Genomic DNA, 15087 nt, shown 5'->3' with positions numbered 1-15087 from the left:
AGTTCGTCGCTGATCAGGTTGAGCTGGAAGTTGCAGCCTTCGCCTTCGACTTCCACCTGGGTATTCGGGAGTTTTTCCTCTAGGAGGCTTTTTACTTCTGCAGCCTGCATGCTCGACCTCGACTGACGCATTCGGGCACCTGAGCCCGCGGGTCGGCCATCATACAAAAAAGCCTCCCGCCTGCGAACCCCGCCGGCAACGGCACTGACGGAACGACGGGAAGCGCTTCACGATTGCAGCGGCAGCAATTCCAGCACGCCGCTGACCTGAGCGATCTCGCGCATGTCGTCGGGCAGCGCGCTGATCGTCAGCTCACGCCCGGCCTTGCGCGCATCACGCATGAACGCCAGCAGCAGCGCCAGACCGACACTGCTGGACTTTTCCACCGTGCTGCAGTCGAGCGCCAGATGCGCGGCACTGCTGGCGGCAATCAGCCGCGCGCCCTGCTCACGCAGCAGCGGCCCGGTGCTGTAATCGAGCACACCGCTGAGCTGCAATTGCCCAGCAGCGCGCTCGCTGATGCTCGCCTGACTCACGATTCGCCTCGCGCCTGACGCGCCCTGGCCACGGTATCGGCCCAGGTGTCGATGACCTTGTCGAGATCGTTACGGTTGTTCTGCATGGACTGGGCGAACTGATCGCGGAACAGTTTGCCGACGTTGATGCCGTTGATCACCACGTTGCGCAACTTCCAGCCACCATCCATCGACACCATGGTGTAGGACAGCGGATAGACCACGCCCTTGCCATCGCGAATTTCCATACCGACCGACGTGCGCTCGCCCTCGTCCCTGCCGCTGGCTGGCAGCACGCGAATGTCCTGATTGTTGTATTCGAGCAGGGCATTACCATAGAACTGCATCAGGCTGCGCTTGAAGTTCTCCTCAAAGCGGCTCATCTGTTCAGGCGAAGCCTGGCGCGAGTAGCGCACGGTCATCACGCCACGGGCGATACCCTCGACATCCACCACCGGGCCGAGAATCTCGTTGAGCGAGTCGTAGAAGGCATTGGGATTGCTGCGGTACTGCTCCTTGTTGGCTTGCAGATCTGCCAGCAGGGTTTCGGTGGTCTGCTGCACCACCTCATGGGCGCTTGGCGCAGCGATGGCCAGCAACGGCATGGTAGCCAGCAACGCCAGCAGGGAATTACGCACGGTCTTGAGCATGTCAGGAGCCCTCATCAATTGGCTTCATCTTTATTGACCGAATTGAGCAGGAATTTGCCAATCAGGTCTTCCAGCACCAGCGAGGACTGCGTGTCGTGGATGGTGCTGCCGTCCTTGAGCACCTCCTCGTCACCACCAACGCTGATGCCGATGTATTTCTCGCCGAGCAGCCCAGCGGTCAGGATCGACGCCGTGGAATCCTCAGGCAGGTTATTGACGCCGCCATCGAGCTCCAGGGTCACCCGGCCCATGTAACTGTCACGATCCAGATCGATGGCAGTGACCTTGCCGATGCTCACGCCAGCCATGGTGACCTTGGCGCGCACGGTCAGTCCGGCGATGTTGTCGAAGTAGGCGTAGACCTTGTAGGTATCACCAGCGCTACCGACGCTCAGGCCGCTGACGCGCAGGGCCAGCAGCAGCAGGGCCAGTACACCGGCCATGAGGAACAGGCCGACACCAATCTCCAGCGTGCGGTTTTGCATCAGAAATCTCCAAACATCAAAGCGGTCAGAATGAAATCCAGGCCAAGTACGGCCAGCGAGGCATACACCACGGTGCGCGTGGTCGCGCGGCTGATGCCTTCGGAAGTAGGCTCGCAGTCGTAACCCTGGAACACGGCGATCCAGGTCACCACGAAGGCGAAGACGATGCTTTTGATCACGCCATTGAGCACGTCGTCATAAAAGGAAACACTGTTCTGCATGTTGGCCCAGAACGAGCCCTCGTAAACGCCCAGCCAATCCACGGCGACCATCGCCGCCCCCCAGATGCCGACCACGCAGAAGATCATCGCCAGCAGCGGCATGGAAATGAAGCCGGCCCATAGCCGCGGCGCGACGATGTATTTGAGCGGGTCGACGCCAATCATCTCCAGACTGGAGAGTTGCTCGGTGGACTTCATGTTGCCGATTTCGGCGGTCAACGCGGAACCGGCGCGACCGGCGAACAGCAGCGCGGTGACCACCGGGCCCAGTTCACGCAGCAGGGTCAGGGCGACCATCTGCCCCACGGCCTGCTCGGAGCCATAGCTGACCAGGATGTTGTAACCCTGCAGGGCCAGCACCATGCCGATGAAAATGCCGGAGACGACGATGATCGCCAGCGACATCACGCCAACCGCGAACAGCTGCTTGATCAACAGCTGCAAAGGCTTGCCGGCACGGCTGCGGCCGCACAGCGCGCTGACCAGAAACAGCACCGAACGCCCCAGCGTCGCGACCACATCGATACCCGCACGACCGAACAGCCGCAGGCGTTCGAGCGGTGAAATTCTGCGCATCAACCTCTCCCCAACAGATCTTCGCGGTAGTCAGGCGCTGGAAAATGAAACGGCACCGGACCATCCGGAATGCCCTTCATGAACTGACGAATACGTGGATTATCCGACTCCATCAGCTCGGCCGGTGTGCCCTGCCCCAGCACCTGCGCATCACCGACGACATAGATGTAATCGGCGATACTGGCGGTTTCTGCAAGGTCGTGAGAAACCACCACGCTGGTGATCCCCAGCGCGTCGTTGAGCAGGCGGATCAGGCGCACCAGGACGCCCATGGCGATGGGGTCCTGACCGACGAACGGCTCGTCGTACAGCAGGATCTGCGGATCGAGCGCAATGGCACGGGCCAGCGCGACACGGCGCTTCATGCCCCCCGACAACTCGTCCGGCATCAGCTCCAGCGCTCCGCGCAGGCCAACGGCCTGCAACTTCATCAGGACGATGTCGCGGATCATTTCTTCCGGCAGCTGGGTATGCACGCGCAGTGGAAAGGCGACGTTCTCGAACACATCGAGGTCGGTGAATAGCGCACCGCTCTGAAACAGCACGCCCATCTGCTTGCGCATGTCGAACAACTCGTCGCGCGACAGCTTCGGCAGGCTGACGCCAGCTACGCGAACATCGCCGGCAGAAGGACGCAGCTCAGCGGCGATCAGGCGCAGCAGCGTGGTCTTGCCGCAGCCGGATGGCCCCATGATGCCGGTCACCTTGCCGCGCGGTATGCGGATATCGACCTTGTCGAAAATCGATCGCGCGCCACGCTGAAAACTGACGCCCTGCAACTCGATCGCGTACTCGTGCTCGGCGCTCATCTGAACTCCTTGAAAATCAGGCCTTCCTGGCAGACGCCGCCTCCAGAAGCAAGGACACGCGCCAGCCAGAGGGGCCAAAATGGCCGCGAACTATAGCATTTGCCGAACAGACCGCCCAATAGCGCCACAGCTCAACGTTCAGACTTGCGACAGCTTAGATATTGCTTTGCGCGAAGCAAGGGTGAGCGCGGAAAGCTTTTCCCGTTATAATCCTCGTCTTTTTTCGCCCGACAGCCTTGCCCAGCATGAACCAGACCCGCGACCTGATTGATTCCGCGCAGCGCACCATCCGCCTCGAACTTGAAGCGGTGCAAGAGCTATTGCCCCGTATCGATGCCGATTTCATCAAGGCCTGCGAGCTGATTCTCGGCTGCAAGGGCCGCGTGGTCGTGGTTGGCATGGGCAAGTCCGGGCATATCGGCAACAAGATCGCTGCAACCCTGGCCAGCACCGGCACCACGTCTTTCTTCGTTCACCCGGCAGAAGCCAGCCATGGCGACATGGGCATGATCACCAGGGACGACATCGTCCTGGCGCTCTCGAACTCGGGCTCGACCGCCGAGATCGTCACCCTGCTGCCGCTGATCAAACGCCTCGGTATCCGTCTGATCAGCATGACCGGCAACCCGGACTCGCCACTGGCCAAGGCTGCCGAAGTCAACCTGGACGCACGCGTCTCGCAGGAAGCCTGCCCGCTGAACCTGGCGCCGACCTCCTCGACCACCGCCAGCCTGGTGCTGGGTGACGCTCTGGCCATCGCCCTGCTCGAAGCGCGCGGCTTCACCGCCGAAGACTTTGCCTTCTCCCATCCGGGCGGTGCCCTTGGCCGGCGCCTGCTGCTGAAAGTGGAAAACGTCATGCACGCAGGCGACGCCCTGCCACGCGTACGCCGCGGCACCAGCCTGCGCGATGCCCTGCTGGAAATGACCCAGAAAGGCCTGGGCATGACCGTGGTTCTGGAGGAAGACGGCCGCCTCGCCGGCATTTTCACCGACGGCGATCTGCGCCGCACCCTGGACAAGGGCATCGACGTGCGCCAGGCATCGATCGACGAGGTCATGACGCCGCACGGCAAGACCGCTCGCGCCGAGATGCTCGCGGCCGAAGCCCTGAAGATCATGGAAGACCACAAGATCAACGCACTGGTAGTGGTCGACGACCTGGACAACCCGGTCGGCGCCCTCAACATGCATGACCTGCTGCGCGCCGGAGTAATGTGATGAACGACCTGCAGCAACGCGCCCGCGCCATCAAGCTGGCGATCTTCGACGTCGACGGCGTACTCACCGACGGTCGCCTGTACTTCCTCGAAGACGGCACTGAGTTCAAGACGTTCAACACACTCGACGGCCACGGCATCAAGATGCTGATCAACTCGGGGGTGCGCACCGCCATCATCAGCGGACGCAAGACCCCGGTGGTCGAGCGCCGCGCCAACAACCTCGGCATCCAGCACCTGTTCCAGGGCCGCGAGGACAAACTCGTGGTACTCGACGGCCTGCTCGCCGAACTCGGCCTAAGCTATGAACAGGTCGCCTATCTCGGCGACGACCTGCCGGACCTCCCGGTGATTCGTCGCGTCGGACTGGGCATGGCCGTGGCCAGCGCCGACGGATTCGTGCGCCAGCACGCCCACGGCGTAACCCAGGCGCGCGGCGGTGATGGTGCGGCGCGAGAGTTCTGCGAACTGATCATGCGTGCCCAGGGCACACTGGATGCGGCTCAGGCCGCCTACCTCTAGAGAACAGCATGCCGCGTAAAATCCTCAACACCCTGATCTTTGCCCTGATTGCAGTCGTCGTGGCCGCACTCGGCTACTGGAACCTCGCCCCGGACAGCGCACGCCAGGCCCAGCAGGCCAGCGATGACAACGTCGTCGACTTCTACGCGATGGGCGCACGCACCGTGCAGTTCCAGGATGACGGCAAACTGCACTACCGCATGACCGCGGACAAGCTCGAGCACGTCAAAAGCACCGACATCACCCTGATCGACACCCCCAAGCTGGAGCTCTATCGCGGCACCGAGCTACCCTGGGAAGTCACCAGTCAGCGTGCCGAAGTCTCGCCTGGTGGCGTCGAGGTAGAACTGATCGACGACGTGCGCATCGCCCGCACCGACGCCAAGAACCGCCCCACCGTCATCACCAGCAGCCGCATGACCGTTATTCCTGACAAGGAATATGCGCAGACCGAGCAAGCCGTTAGAATCGTCGCGGCCAACGGGGTGACCACGGCACAAGGAATGAAAGCGTACTTGAATGACGGCAGGATGATCCTGCAGTCCAACGTAAGAGGCCAGCATGAGGTTCGTTAATACCCTCCCCCTGATTCTCAGCCTCGGCGCCGCATTGGGAAGCGCGGCTGCCTGGGCACTGCCATCGGATCGCGATCAACCGATCCGTATCCAGGCCGACAGCGCCGAACTGGATGACAAGCAAGGTGTAGCCGTCTATCGCGGCGACGTGATCATCACTCAGGGCACCCTGAAGATCACAGGCGACACCGTCACCATCACCCAGACCGCCACTGGCGACATCGATGTATTCACCTCGGTCGGCAACCTGGCCTACTACGAGCAGAAGCCGGCCGTGGACAAGGACATCGTCAAGGCCTACGGCAAGACCATCCAGTACTTCGCCAGCAATGAGCGCATCGTACTGATCGACCAGGCCAAGGTGATTCAGGAAGGCAATACCTTCGAAGGCGAGAAAATCGTCTATGACACCCGCCGCCAGATCGTCAACGCCGGCCGCGCGACAGGCGGCAACGTCAGCACGCCGCGCCCACGTATCGACATGGTCATCCAACCGAAGAACAACTCCGCGGATCAGCAGCAGTAATGGCCATTCTCAAAGCCCAACACCTGGCGAAAAGCTACAAGAGCCGCCAGGTCGTGCGTGACGTCAGCCTGAGCATCGAAAGCGGTCAGATCGTTGGCCTGCTAGGCCCCAACGGCGCAGGCAAGACCACCTGCTTCTACATGATCGTCGGCCTGGTGCGCGCCGACCAGGGCCGCGTGCTGATCGACGACCTCGACGTCAGTCATCAGCCCATGCACGGCCGCGCGCGCGCTGGCATCGGCTACCTGCCGCAGGAAGCCTCGATCTTCCGCAAGCTGTCGGTAACCGACAACATCATGGCCATTCTCGAAACGCGCAAGGACCTGGACCGCGCCGGGCGCCAGGCGGAACTGGAAAGCCTGCTGCAGGAGTTCCATATCCACCATATCGCCGACAGTCTCGGCATGAGCCTGTCCGGCGGCGAGCGACGCCGCGTGGAAATTGCCCGGGCCCTGGCGACCAACCCCAAGTTCATCCTGCTCGACGAACCCTTTGCCGGGGTGGACCCGATCTCGGTGGGCGATATTAAACAGATCATCCATCACCTCAAGACCAAGGGCATCGGCATCCTGATCACCGATCACAACGTGCGCGAAACCCTGGACATCTGCGAGACCGCCTACATCGTCAACGATGGACAGCTGATCGCCGAGGGTGACGCCGAGGCCATCCTCGCCAACCAGACGGTGAAAGAGGTCTATCTGGGCCATGAATTCCGCCTGTGACAGGCGGCGTGAAAACTACTGCGCTCGGTGCTGCTGCGTCAAAAACAACGTCGCGTGCGAGCCCAGTCCGAAATGCTCATTTACAGCCGTAAACTGCGATTTCTCGCCTGTCACCTTCGCTCGCTACGCGTTCACACAACCTGTAGGCCGCCTACTATTTCGCTACAGAAATATTGCACCCCCTAGGCAAAAACGAGAAATTCAGGCATATAATTTGCTTCCTGGCGGCGCTTCGGCGCCCTGATGTGGAAGGCGTAACTCGCCAGTAAATTAAGGTCTGCAATGAAACCATCGCTAGTCCTCAAGATGGGCCAGCAGCTGACGATGACCCCGCAGCTGCAACAGGCTATCCGCCTCCTCCAACTGTCTACCCTGGACCTGCAACAGGAAATCCAGGAGGCGTTGGAATCCAATCCCATGCTCGAGCGCCAGGAAGACGGCGACGACTTCGACAACAGCGATCCAATGGCTGATGGCGCCGAAAGCGCCACCCCGACCCCGAGCAAGGAAGAGAGCTACCAGGAAACCACCCCCACGGTGGATAACCTGGAAGAAGGCGAGTGGGGCGAGCGTATTCCCAACGAGCTGCCAGTCGACACGGCCTGGGAAGACATCTACCAGACCAGCGCCAGCAGTCTGCCCAGCAACGATGATGACGAGTGGGACTTCACCACCCGCACGTCCAGCGGCGAGAGCCTGCACAGCCACCTGCTCTGGCAACTGAACCTGGCGCCCATGTCGGACAAGGATCGCCTGATCGCGGCCACCCTGATCGACTGCATCAACAACGACGGTTACCTCGAAGAAACGCTCGAGGAAGTCACCGAGTCCTTCGACCCCGAGTTGGATGTCGAACTGGACGAAGTGGAAGTGGTGCTGCACCGCATCCAGCAGTTCGAACCGGCCGGTATCGGCGCCCGCGACCTGCGCGAATGCCTGCTGCTGCAACTGCGCCAGCTGCCTGCCGGCACGCCTTGGCTGAGCGAGACCCAACGCGTGGTCGGCGACTACGTGGAGCTGCTCGGTAGCCGCGACTACGCCCAGCTGATGCGCCGCACCAAGCTCAAGGAAGACGAACTGCGCCAGGTCATCGACCTGATCCAGCGCCTGAATCCGCGTCCAGGTTCGCAGATCGAATCCAGCGAGCCGGAATACGTGGTGCCCGACGTGATCGTGCGCAAGCACAACGAACGCTGGCTGGTGGAACTCAACCAGGAAGCCATGCCGCGCCTGCGGGTCAACCCGCAGTATGCCGGCTTCGTCAAACGCGCCGACTCCAGTGCCGACAACACCTTCATGCGCAACCAGTTGCAGGAAGCCCGCTGGTTCATCAAGAGCCTGCAGAGCCGCAACGAAACGCTGATGAAGGTGGCCACGCAGATCGTCGAGCACCAGCGTGGCTTCCTCGACTACGGCGATGAGGCGATGAAACCCCTGGTGCTGCACGACATCGCCGAAGCGGTGGGCATGCATGAGTCGACGATTTCACGCGTCACCACGCAGAAATTCATGCACACACCGCGCGGTATTTACGAGCTGAAATATTTCTTCTCCAGCCACGTCAGCACCTCTGAAGGCGGAGAATGCTCGTCCACCGCGATCCGCGCGATCATCAAAAAACTGGTTGCAGCAGAAAACGCGAAAAAGCCGTTGAGCGACAGCAAGATCGCTGGTTTACTGGAGGCACAAGGCATCCAAGTCGCCCGTCGGACGGTCGCCAAGTATCGCGAGTCCCTCGGCATAGCGCCCTCCAGTGAGCGCAAGCGACTGATGTAGGCCAGATCGACTGAAGGCCTCAGGCCTTCAGGCCAACGTGTTCCGGCGGCGGGTCGAACCAGACCCGTCTCTTACACAAGGCAACAAGGAGAAAGCGGTATGCAAGTCAACATCAGTGGACATCAGCTGGATGTGACCGACGCCCTGCGTGACTATATCGGCGAGAAACTGGGCCGACTGGAACGCCACTTCGACAAGATCACCAACGTACAGGTGACCATGGAGGTCGAAAAACTCAAGCAGAAGATCGAAGCCACCCTGCACATCGCTGGCGGCGAAGTCGTCGCCAACGCCGAACACCAGGATATGTACGCTGCCATCGACCTGTTGGCCGATAAACTCGACCGTCAACTCATCAAGCACAAGGAAAAGCAGCTCGAACGCCTGCAAGGCGCCACGGCCCGCTAACATTCCCTATCCATGATCCGACTTGAAAATATCCTGACCCCCGGCCGTTCCCTGGTGAACGTGCCGGGCGGCAGCAAGAAACGCGTGCTCGAACAGATCGCCAATGTGGTTGCGCGCGATCTGCCCGACCTGGATGCCCAGGACATCTTCGAAAGCCTCATCGCCCGCGAGAAGCTCGGCTCTACCGGCTTCGGCAACGGCATCGCCATTCCCCACTGCCGCCTGGCCGGCTGCAGTGCCCCGATCAGTGCTGTCCTGCACCTGGAGACGGCAGTCGACTTCGACGCCATCGACGGCGTGCCGGTCGATCTGCTGTTCGTGCTTCTGGTGCCGGAGGCGGCCACCGATGCGCATCTCGAACTGCTGCGCCAGATCGCCAGCATGCTCGATCGCCAGGATGTACGTGAACGTCTGCGCCAGGCCAACAGCGGCGAAGATCTCTATCAGGTCGTCGTGGACATTCAGAACGGTCAATAAACATGCGCCTGATCATCGTCAGCGGTCGCTCGGGCTCGGGCAAGAGCACCGCCCTCGATGTACTTGAGGACAACGGTTTCTACTGCATCGACAACCTGCCGGCCGGCCTGCTGCCGGATCTTGCCGAGCGCTTCCTGCCGCATAGCGACATGCTGCTGCCGCAGGTGGCCGTATCCATCGATGCGCGCAACCTGCTGAGCCAGCTCAAACGCTTCCCGGAACTGCTCGACGAAGTGCGCAAGCGCAGTATCCATTGCGACGTGCTGTATCTCGATGCCGAAGACGAAACGCTGCTCAAGCGTTTTTCCGAAACGCGCAGACGACACCCGCTGACCAACGACAATCGCTCGCTGGCCGAGGCCATTGCCTACGAAAGCCAGCTGCTGGCACCGATCACCGATCGTGCCGATCTGAAGATCGATACCACCCGCCTGAATCTCTACCAGCTGCGCGATACGCTCAAGCTACGCCTGCTGGGCCAGACGCAGACTGGCACCGCCTTTCTGGTCGAATCCTTCGGTTTCAAACGTGGCATGCCAGTGGATGCTGACCTGGTGTTCGATGCGCGCTGCTTGCCCAATCCGTACTGGAAACCGGAACTGCGCGATCATTCCGGACTGGATCAACCGGTGATCGACTATCTGGCCGCGCAACCGGAGGTCGAAGAGATGTATCAGGATATCCTCGCCTACCTGGAAAAATGGCTGCCACGCTTCGCCGCCAGCAACCGCGCCTATGTCACCATCGCCATTGGCTGCACGGGTGGCCACCACCGCTCGGTGTACCTGGCCAACCGCCTGAGCCAGGCACTCAAAGACTCGCTGAAGAACGTCCAGGTGCGTCACCGCGACCTCAGCTAAGGAATCCTGCCGCGATGCCAGCACGTGAAATCACCATCATCAACAAACTTGGCCTGCATGCCCGTGCTGCAGCGAAGTTCGTCGGCGTAGCGAGCACCTACCCCTGCCAGGTGCGCATCGGCCGCAGCGCCGAAAGCCTGGTAGACGGCAAGAGCATCATGGCGGTGATGATGCTGGCCGCCGGCAAGGGCACCAACGTGCACCTGCTGACCGAAGGCGAACAGGATCACGAGGCTCTCGATGCGCTGGTTGCGTTGATCGAGAACTACTTCGACGAAGGCGAGTAGCATCACCCCACGAACGAAAAGGCCACCCGCGGGTGGCCTTTTCGTTTCTAGCAGCCTCAGCTACCGGCGACCGTCATCTTCTCGATCAGCACCGAGCCAGTGCAGATATTGCCGCGCCGCTCCAGATCGCGCCCGACCGCGACGATCTGGCGGAACATGTCGCGCAGGTTGCCGGCAATGGTCACCTCCTGCACGGGGAACTGGATTTCACCGTTCTCCACCCAGAAGCCCGCCGCGCCACGGGAATAGTCGCCGGTGACCAGGTTCAAGCCCTGGCCCATCAGTTCGGTGACCAGCAGGCCACGGCCCATGCGGCGAATCAGCGCCTGCTGATCCTCATCGCCATGGGTGACGAACAGGTTGTGCACACCACCGGAGTTGGCGGTGCTCGGCAAACCCAGCTTGCGCCCGGAATAGGTGCCGAGCACGTAGGACACCAGCTCGCCCTTCTCCACGAACGGTTTGGCGTAGGTGGCCAGGCCATCGCCGTCGAAGGTCGCGCTACCGAGCGCGCGCGGCAGGTGCGGACGCTCGTCGAGGCTCAGCCACTCGGGGAACAGACGCTGACCGAGCGCGCCTTCGAGGAACGAGGACTGGCGATACAGGTTGCCCCCCGAAATGGCCGCCAGCAGGTGGCTGAACAGCCCACCGGCCAGCTCGGCAGCGAACAGCACCGGTACTTCGCAGGTCGGCACCGGGCGCGCACCCAGACGGCTGACCGCACGCTCGGCGGCGCGCTGGCCGATACCCTTGGCATCGGCCAGCAGTTCACCCTGGCGATTGACGTCGTACCAGTAGTCGCGCTGCATCTGCCCCTCACCCTCGGCGATCATCACGCAGCTCAGGCTGTGGCGGGTGCTGGCATAGCCGCCGACGAACCCGTGGCTGTTGCCATACACGCGACAACCCTGATGGGTATTGAGGCTGGTGCCATCGGCGTTCCTGATCCGCGCGTCAGCCGCAAAAGCCGCAGCTTCACAGGCCAGCGCCTGCTCCACCGCCTGCTCCGGGGTGATCGACCAGGGGTGATAGAGGTCCAGCTCAGGCAGCTCACGGGCCATCAGCGCGGCATCGGCCAGACCGGCACACTCGTCTTCGCTGGTATGTTTGGCAATCGCCAGGGCCGCCGCCACGGTCTCACGAATGGCCTCGATACCGGTGGCCGAGGTGCTGGCCGAGCCCTTGCGCTGGCCAACGTACAGCGTGATGCCAAAACCCTGGTCGCGATTGAACTCGACGGTTTCCACCTCGCCCTGGCGCACCGTGGTGGACAGCCCCTGACCAGCCGAGACCGCGACCTCGCAGGCGCTGGCACCCTGGCGCCTGGCCTCGGCGAGAATTGCCTCCACCTGCTCTTGCAACGCTGGCAAGGCCTGCGGCCCGATGCGTTCTACTTCACTCATAACCACTCCCGATTATCTTGGCGCAGGCACTTTCCGTACGAAATCCAAGGCCTGCTCTCGACTGCCCGCTGCGGGCCGGCAGTCACGGTTACTGCTATCATGGCGGCGTTTCCCTCTGGACCCACCCCATGTCTGATTCCTACGACGACTTCTCCCTGGAGAAGAGCAAATCCCAGGTCAAACGCGAACTGCATGCCCTGCAGGATCTTGGCGAGCGACTGACCACGCTCAAGGCGGATCTGCTGGCCAAGATGCCACTGACCGATGCCTTACGCCGCGCGCTCGCCGAAGCGCCGAAACATACCGCCAATGCCGCGCGCAAACGCCACATCCAGTTCATCGGCAAGCTGATGCGCGAACAGGATGTCGACGCGATCGTCGCCATGCTCGACCAGGTGGACAGCTCCACCCGCGAGTACAACGAACGCTTCCACGCTCTCGAGCGCTGGCGCGACCGCCTGATCGCCGAAGGCGACAGCGCGCTGGAGAGCTTCGTCGAGCTCTACCCCGACGCTGACGTCCAGCACCTGCGCGGCCTGGTCCGTCATGCCCAGCACGAAGCCGCGCGCAACAAGCCGCCGGCTGCGGCGCGCAAGGTGTTCAAGTACATCCGCGAGCTCGACGAAATCCACCGCGGATTGCGCTGACCTTAGGGTGCGCCATGCGCACCGACTCTTCGCCAGCCGCTGGTGCGCACGGCGCCCCCGGCTATTGTCGGCTCTACGCACCAGTGCCGCCAACGGTGATCGCGTCGATCTTCAGCGTCGGCTGACCGACACCGACCGGCACCGACTGGCCATCCTTGCCGCACGTGCCGACACCACTGTCCAGCGCCAGATCGTTGCCGACCATGGACACGCGACTCATGGCCTCCGGGCCATTGCCGATCAGGGTGGCGCCTTTGACCGGCGCCGTGATCTTGCCGTCCTCGATCAGGTAGGCCTCACTGGTGGAGAACACGAACTTGCCGCTGGTGATGTCCACCTGGCCGCCGCCAAGGTTGGCGCAGTAGATGCCCTTCTTTACCGAACGGATGATTTCCTCAGGATCGCTCTCGCCAGCCAGCATGTAGGTGTTGGTCATGCGCGGCATCGGCAGGTGCGCGTAGGACTCGCGACGCCCGTTGCCGGTGGCGGCCACGCCCATCAGGCGGGCATTGAGCTTGTCCTGCATGTAGCCCTTGAGCACACCGTTCTCGATCAGCGTGGTGCACTGGGTCGGCGTGCCTTCGTCGTCGACACTCAGCGAGCCGCGACGGCCAGCCAGGGTGCCGTCGTCGACGATGGTGCACAGGCTGGAAGCGACCTTCTGGCCGACCTGGCCGCTGTAGGCCGAACTGCCCTTGCGGTTGAAGTCGCCTTCCAGGCCATGGCCGACCGCTTCGTGCAGCAGCACGCCGGACCAGCCAGCGCCCATCACCACCGGCATGCTGCCTGCGGGGGCGGCGATGGCCTCCAGATTGACCAGCGCCTGGCGCAGTGCCTCGCGGGCGTAGCCCATGGCACGGTCTTCATCGAGAAAGTAGCGGTAGTCGGTACGCCCGCCGCCGCCATGACCACCACGCTCGCGGCGGCCGTTCTGCTCGACGATGACGCTGACGTTGAAGCGCACCAGCGGACGGATATCGGCGCTGAGGCTGCCGTCATGGGCAGCGACCAGAATGCGATCCCAGACGCCGGCCAGGCTCACGGTGACCTGCTTGATGCGCGGGTCGAGCGCGCGCGTGGCGCGGTCGATGCGTTGCAGCAGTTCGACCTTCTCGGCGCGGCTCATGACATCCAGCGGGTTGCCCTCGGCATACAGCTGAGTCACTTGCGGGCTGACGAAAGCCTGCACGCAGCCCTGCTGGCCGGCACGCGAGATCGAACGCGCGGCCTGGGCAGCTTGCGTCAGCGCATCGAGGCTGATGGCGTTGCTGTAGGCGAAACCGGTTTTCTCACCGGACTGGGCGCGTACACCAACGCCCTGATCGAGGTTGAAACTGCCTTCCTTGACGATGCCATCTTCCAGCACCCAGGTTTCCGAAACCTGGCTTTGAAAGTACAGGTCGGCGGCATCGATACCTGGGCCTGCGACTTCACCCAGCACACTGCCGAGGCTGTCGAACGTCAGGTTACCGGGCGCAAGCAGATGCTCGCTGACGGATTGCAACATCGTATTCATGGTCACTCCACAACGATCGGACGGGGTACGTCCGATGAAAAGATTCGGCGGTGCTGCTGCACCGGCATGCGTTGGCGAATGTTCGCCTGCTCGGCGGCATCGCGGGGAGCCAGCAAGGCCCCTTCCCCCTGATCCTGTTCGGCCAGCACCTGCCCCCATGGGTCGATGATCGCCGAGTGGCCGAACGTCAGACGCTGACCGGGATGCTCGCCGCCCTGGCCGGCCGCCAGCACATAGCACTGGGTTTCGATGGCGCGGGCACGGGTCAGGACCTGCCAGTGCGCCGCACCGGTCACGGCAGTGAACGCTGCCGGCACGCTGATCAGCTCGGCGCCGGCTTCGCGCAGCGCACCGAACAGCTCGGGGAAGCGCAGGTCGTAGCACACCGTCATGCCCAGGCGCCCCACCGGTGTATCGACCACCACGACGCGCTGGCCATGGGCGAAATCGTCGGACTCGCGATAACGGCCGCGGTTGTCGGCCACCTCGACATCGAACAGGTGCAGCTTGTCATAACGGGCCACACGCTCCCCCTGATCATCGATCAGCAGTGAGCAGGCGTGCGGTTTGCCGTCGGCATCATCGTCCGCAGGCAGCGGCAAGGTGCCGGCCACTATCCATAAGCTGAGGTCACGCGCAGCGCGTTTCAACCAGGGCAGGATCGGCCCCTCGCCCAACGCCTCGGCGCGGCCGATGGCAGCCAGGTCGCGACGGCCCATGGCAGCGAAGTTCTCGGGCAGCACGGCGAGGCGCGCACCGCCCTGCGCGGCACGCTCCAGCATACGGCGAGCCAGACGCAGGTTGGTTTGCACGTCGTCCTGACTGACCATCTGGATTACAGCGAGATTCATGGCGACACTCTTTGCGGCTTGGTGTAACAGCGTACGCCA

General features: G+C 62.5%; 19 protein-coding genes and 1 pseudogene. 11 read left to right on the top strand and 9 right to left on the bottom strand.

The features are described from left to right. The 6 genes and pseudogenes from ACN0X6_RS14815 to ACN0X6_RS14790 all read right to left on the bottom strand — a co-directional run. Positions 1–110, bottom strand: a pseudogene (locus ACN0X6_RS14815) (BolA family transcriptional regulator); the annotation flags it as partial. A gap of 117 nt (positions 111–227) precedes the next feature. Then, on the bottom strand, positions 228–536 hold the full coding sequence (locus ACN0X6_RS14810; RefSeq protein ID WP_417705017.1) for an STAS domain-containing protein: 309 nt from the start codon (positions 534–536) through the stop codon (positions 228–230). Continuing rightward, positions 533–1165: an MlaC/ttg2D family ABC transporter substrate-binding protein gene (locus ACN0X6_RS14805; RefSeq protein WP_417705025.1), complete on the bottom strand. Its 633-nt coding sequence runs from the start codon at positions 1163–1165 to the stop codon at positions 533–535. Before ACN0X6_RS14805 ends, ACN0X6_RS14810 begins: the two co-directional genes overlap by 4 nt. A 14-nt stretch (positions 1166–1179) precedes the next feature. Further along, on the bottom strand, positions 1180–1650 hold the full coding sequence (gene mlaD, locus ACN0X6_RS14800; protein WP_017678927.1) for an outer membrane lipid asymmetry maintenance protein MlaD: 471 nt from the start codon (positions 1648–1650) through the stop codon (positions 1180–1182). Beyond that, positions 1650–2447 (bottom strand): lipid asymmetry maintenance ABC transporter permease subunit MlaE, encoded by a 798-nt coding sequence (gene mlaE, locus ACN0X6_RS14795; protein WP_160019472.1) that lies wholly within the window; start codon positions 2445–2447, stop codon positions 1650–1652. Before mlaE ends, mlaD begins: the two co-directional genes overlap by 1 nt. Then, positions 2447–3256 (bottom strand): ABC transporter ATP-binding protein, encoded by an 810-nt coding sequence (locus tag ACN0X6_RS14790; RefSeq protein ID WP_021488074.1) that lies wholly within the window; start codon positions 3254–3256, stop codon positions 2447–2449. The genes mlaE and ACN0X6_RS14790 overlap by 1 nt, the downstream gene beginning before the upstream one ends. Before the next feature lie 245 nt (positions 3257–3501). Here ACN0X6_RS14790 and ACN0X6_RS14785 point away from each other — a divergent pair, with 245 nt between their 5' ends. The 10 genes from ACN0X6_RS14785 to ACN0X6_RS14740 all read left to right on the top strand — a co-directional run bounded on the left by ACN0X6_RS14785 (position 3502) and on the right by ACN0X6_RS14740 (position 10631). Further along, on the top strand, positions 3502–4476 hold the full coding sequence (locus ACN0X6_RS14785) for a KpsF/GutQ family sugar-phosphate isomerase (RefSeq protein ID WP_417705015.1): 975 nt from the start codon (positions 3502–3504) through the stop codon (positions 4474–4476). Beyond that, positions 4476–4997 (top strand): KdsC family phosphatase, encoded by a 522-nt coding sequence (locus ACN0X6_RS14780; protein ID WP_417705013.1) that lies wholly within the window; start codon positions 4476–4478, stop codon positions 4995–4997. The genes ACN0X6_RS14785 and ACN0X6_RS14780 overlap by 1 nt, the downstream gene beginning before the upstream one ends. A gap of 8 nt (positions 4998–5005) precedes the next feature. Continuing rightward, positions 5006–5572: an LPS export ABC transporter periplasmic protein LptC gene (gene lptC / locus ACN0X6_RS14775; protein WP_417705011.1), complete on the top strand. Its 567-nt coding sequence runs from the start codon at positions 5006–5008 to the stop codon at positions 5570–5572. Then, positions 5559–6098: a lipopolysaccharide transport periplasmic protein LptA gene (lptA, locus tag ACN0X6_RS14770; protein WP_417705009.1), complete on the top strand. Its 540-nt coding sequence runs from the start codon at positions 5559–5561 to the stop codon at positions 6096–6098. Before lptC ends, lptA begins: the two co-directional genes overlap by 14 nt. Further along, positions 6098–6823, top strand: a complete 726-nt coding sequence (lptB, locus tag ACN0X6_RS14765) for an LPS export ABC transporter ATP-binding protein (protein ID WP_417705007.1) — start codon at positions 6098–6100, stop codon at positions 6821–6823. The genes lptA and lptB overlap by 1 nt, the downstream gene beginning before the upstream one ends. A gap of 282 nt (positions 6824–7105) precedes the next feature. After that, positions 7106–8599 (top strand): RNA polymerase factor sigma-54, encoded by a 1494-nt coding sequence (locus ACN0X6_RS14760; RefSeq protein WP_417705005.1) that lies wholly within the window; start codon positions 7106–7108, stop codon positions 8597–8599. A 99-nt stretch (positions 8600–8698) separates the two neighbouring features. After that, entirely contained in the window at positions 8699–9007 is a 309-nt protein-coding gene (gene hpf, locus ACN0X6_RS14755; RefSeq protein WP_003459233.1) for a ribosome hibernation-promoting factor, HPF/YfiA family, read from the top strand. Positions 9008–9019: 12 nt separating this feature from the next. Next, on the top strand, positions 9020–9484 hold the full coding sequence (ptsN, locus tag ACN0X6_RS14750) for a PTS IIA-like nitrogen regulatory protein PtsN (protein WP_160019466.1): 465 nt from the start codon (positions 9020–9022) through the stop codon (positions 9482–9484). Positions 9485–9486: 2 nt separating this feature from the next. Continuing rightward, a complete protein-coding gene (rapZ, locus tag ACN0X6_RS14745) occupies positions 9487–10344 on the top strand; it encodes an RNase adapter RapZ (protein WP_417705002.1) in 858 nt (285 codons plus the stop codon). A 14-nt stretch (positions 10345–10358) separates the two neighbouring features. Next, positions 10359–10631 carry an HPr family phosphocarrier protein gene (locus ACN0X6_RS14740; protein ID WP_196473743.1) on the top strand — a complete coding sequence of 91 codons (273 nt, stop codon included), beginning with the start codon at positions 10359–10361 and terminating at the stop codon, positions 10629–10631. Between the two features lie 56 nt (positions 10632–10687). Here the strand turns inward: ACN0X6_RS14740 and pmbA are convergent, their stop codons facing one another. Continuing rightward, positions 10688–12034 carry a metalloprotease PmbA gene (gene pmbA, locus ACN0X6_RS14735; RefSeq protein WP_417705000.1) on the bottom strand — a complete coding sequence of 449 codons (1347 nt, stop codon included), beginning with the start codon at positions 12032–12034 and terminating at the stop codon, positions 10688–10690. A gap of 128 nt (positions 12035–12162) precedes the next feature. Here pmbA and yjgA point away from each other — a divergent pair, with 128 nt between their 5' ends. After that, a complete protein-coding gene (gene yjgA, locus ACN0X6_RS14730; RefSeq protein ID WP_055983985.1) occupies positions 12163–12681 on the top strand; it encodes a ribosome biogenesis factor YjgA in 519 nt (172 codons plus the stop codon). A gap of 73 nt (positions 12682–12754) precedes the next feature. On the opposite strand, the gene tldD is transcribed toward yjgA, so the two are convergent. Then, a complete protein-coding gene (gene tldD, locus ACN0X6_RS14725) occupies positions 12755–14197 on the bottom strand; it encodes a metalloprotease TldD (protein WP_417704998.1) in 1443 nt (480 codons plus the stop codon). 2 nt (positions 14198–14199) lie between these two features. Next, positions 14200–15048, bottom strand: a complete 849-nt coding sequence (locus ACN0X6_RS14720; protein ID WP_417704997.1) for a carbon-nitrogen hydrolase family protein — start codon at positions 15046–15048, stop codon at positions 14200–14202. Positions 15049–15087 lie beyond the last annotated feature (39 nt).

Source organism: Pseudomonas sp. (assembly GCF_048269965.1).
GTDB lineage: Bacteria > Pseudomonadota > Gammaproteobacteria > Pseudomonadales > Pseudomonadaceae > Aquipseudomonas.
The sequence above is the reverse complement of the archived record's forward strand: the minus strand, read 5'-3'. Positions and strand labels throughout refer to the sequence as shown.

What these genes read in the sequence shown, in the direction of transcription:
- ACN0X6_RS14805 (WP_417705025.1), bottom strand. Translation starts at nt 1,165, where the DNA reads ATGCTCAAGACCGTGCGTAATTCCCTGCTGGCGTTGCTGGCTACCATG.
- ACN0X6_RS14785 (WP_417705015.1), top strand. Translation starts at nt 3,502, where the DNA reads ATGAACCAGACCCGCGACCTGATTGATTCCGCGCAGCGCACCATCCGC.
- ACN0X6_RS14740 (WP_196473743.1), top strand. Translation starts at nt 10,359, where the DNA reads ATGCCAGCACGTGAAATCACCATCATCAACAAACTTGGCCTGCATGCC.
- yjgA (WP_055983985.1), top strand. Translation starts at nt 12,163, where the DNA reads ATGTCTGATTCCTACGACGACTTCTCCCTGGAGAAGAGCAAATCCCAG.
- mlaE (WP_160019472.1), bottom strand. Translation starts at nt 2,447, where the DNA reads ATGCGCAGAATTTCACCGCTCGAACGCCTGCGGCTGTTCGGTCGTGCG.
- tldD (WP_417704998.1), bottom strand. Translation starts at nt 14,197, where the DNA reads ATGAATACGATGTTGCAATCCGTCAGCGAGCATCTGCTTGCGCCCGGT.
- lptB (WP_417705007.1), top strand. Translation starts at nt 6,098, where the DNA reads ATGGCCATTCTCAAAGCCCAACACCTGGCGAAAAGCTACAAGAGCCGC.
- ACN0X6_RS14780 (WP_417705013.1), top strand. Translation starts at nt 4,476, where the DNA reads ATGAACGACCTGCAGCAACGCGCCCGCGCCATCAAGCTGGCGATCTTC.
- ACN0X6_RS14720 (WP_417704997.1), bottom strand. Translation starts at nt 15,048, where the DNA reads ATGAATCTCGCTGTAATCCAGATGGTCAGTCAGGACGACGTGCAAACC.
- mlaD (WP_017678927.1), bottom strand. Translation starts at nt 1,650, where the DNA reads ATGCAAAACCGCACGCTGGAGATTGGTGTCGGCCTGTTCCTCATGGCC.
- hpf (WP_003459233.1), top strand. Translation starts at nt 8,699, where the DNA reads ATGCAAGTCAACATCAGTGGACATCAGCTGGATGTGACCGACGCCCTG.
- lptA (WP_417705009.1), top strand. Translation starts at nt 5,559, where the DNA reads ATGAGGTTCGTTAATACCCTCCCCCTGATTCTCAGCCTCGGCGCCGCA.
- ACN0X6_RS14790 (WP_021488074.1), bottom strand. Translation starts at nt 3,256, where the DNA reads ATGAGCGCCGAGCACGAGTACGCGATCGAGTTGCAGGGCGTCAGTTTT.
- rapZ (WP_417705002.1), top strand. Translation starts at nt 9,487, where the DNA reads ATGCGCCTGATCATCGTCAGCGGTCGCTCGGGCTCGGGCAAGAGCACC.
- ptsN (WP_160019466.1), top strand. Translation starts at nt 9,020, where the DNA reads ATGATCCGACTTGAAAATATCCTGACCCCCGGCCGTTCCCTGGTGAAC.
- ACN0X6_RS14760 (WP_417705005.1), top strand. Translation starts at nt 7,106, where the DNA reads ATGAAACCATCGCTAGTCCTCAAGATGGGCCAGCAGCTGACGATGACC.
- pmbA (WP_417705000.1), bottom strand. Translation starts at nt 12,034, where the DNA reads ATGAGTGAAGTAGAACGCATCGGGCCGCAGGCCTTGCCAGCGTTGCAA.
- lptC (WP_417705011.1), top strand. Translation starts at nt 5,006, where the DNA reads ATGCCGCGTAAAATCCTCAACACCCTGATCTTTGCCCTGATTGCAGTC.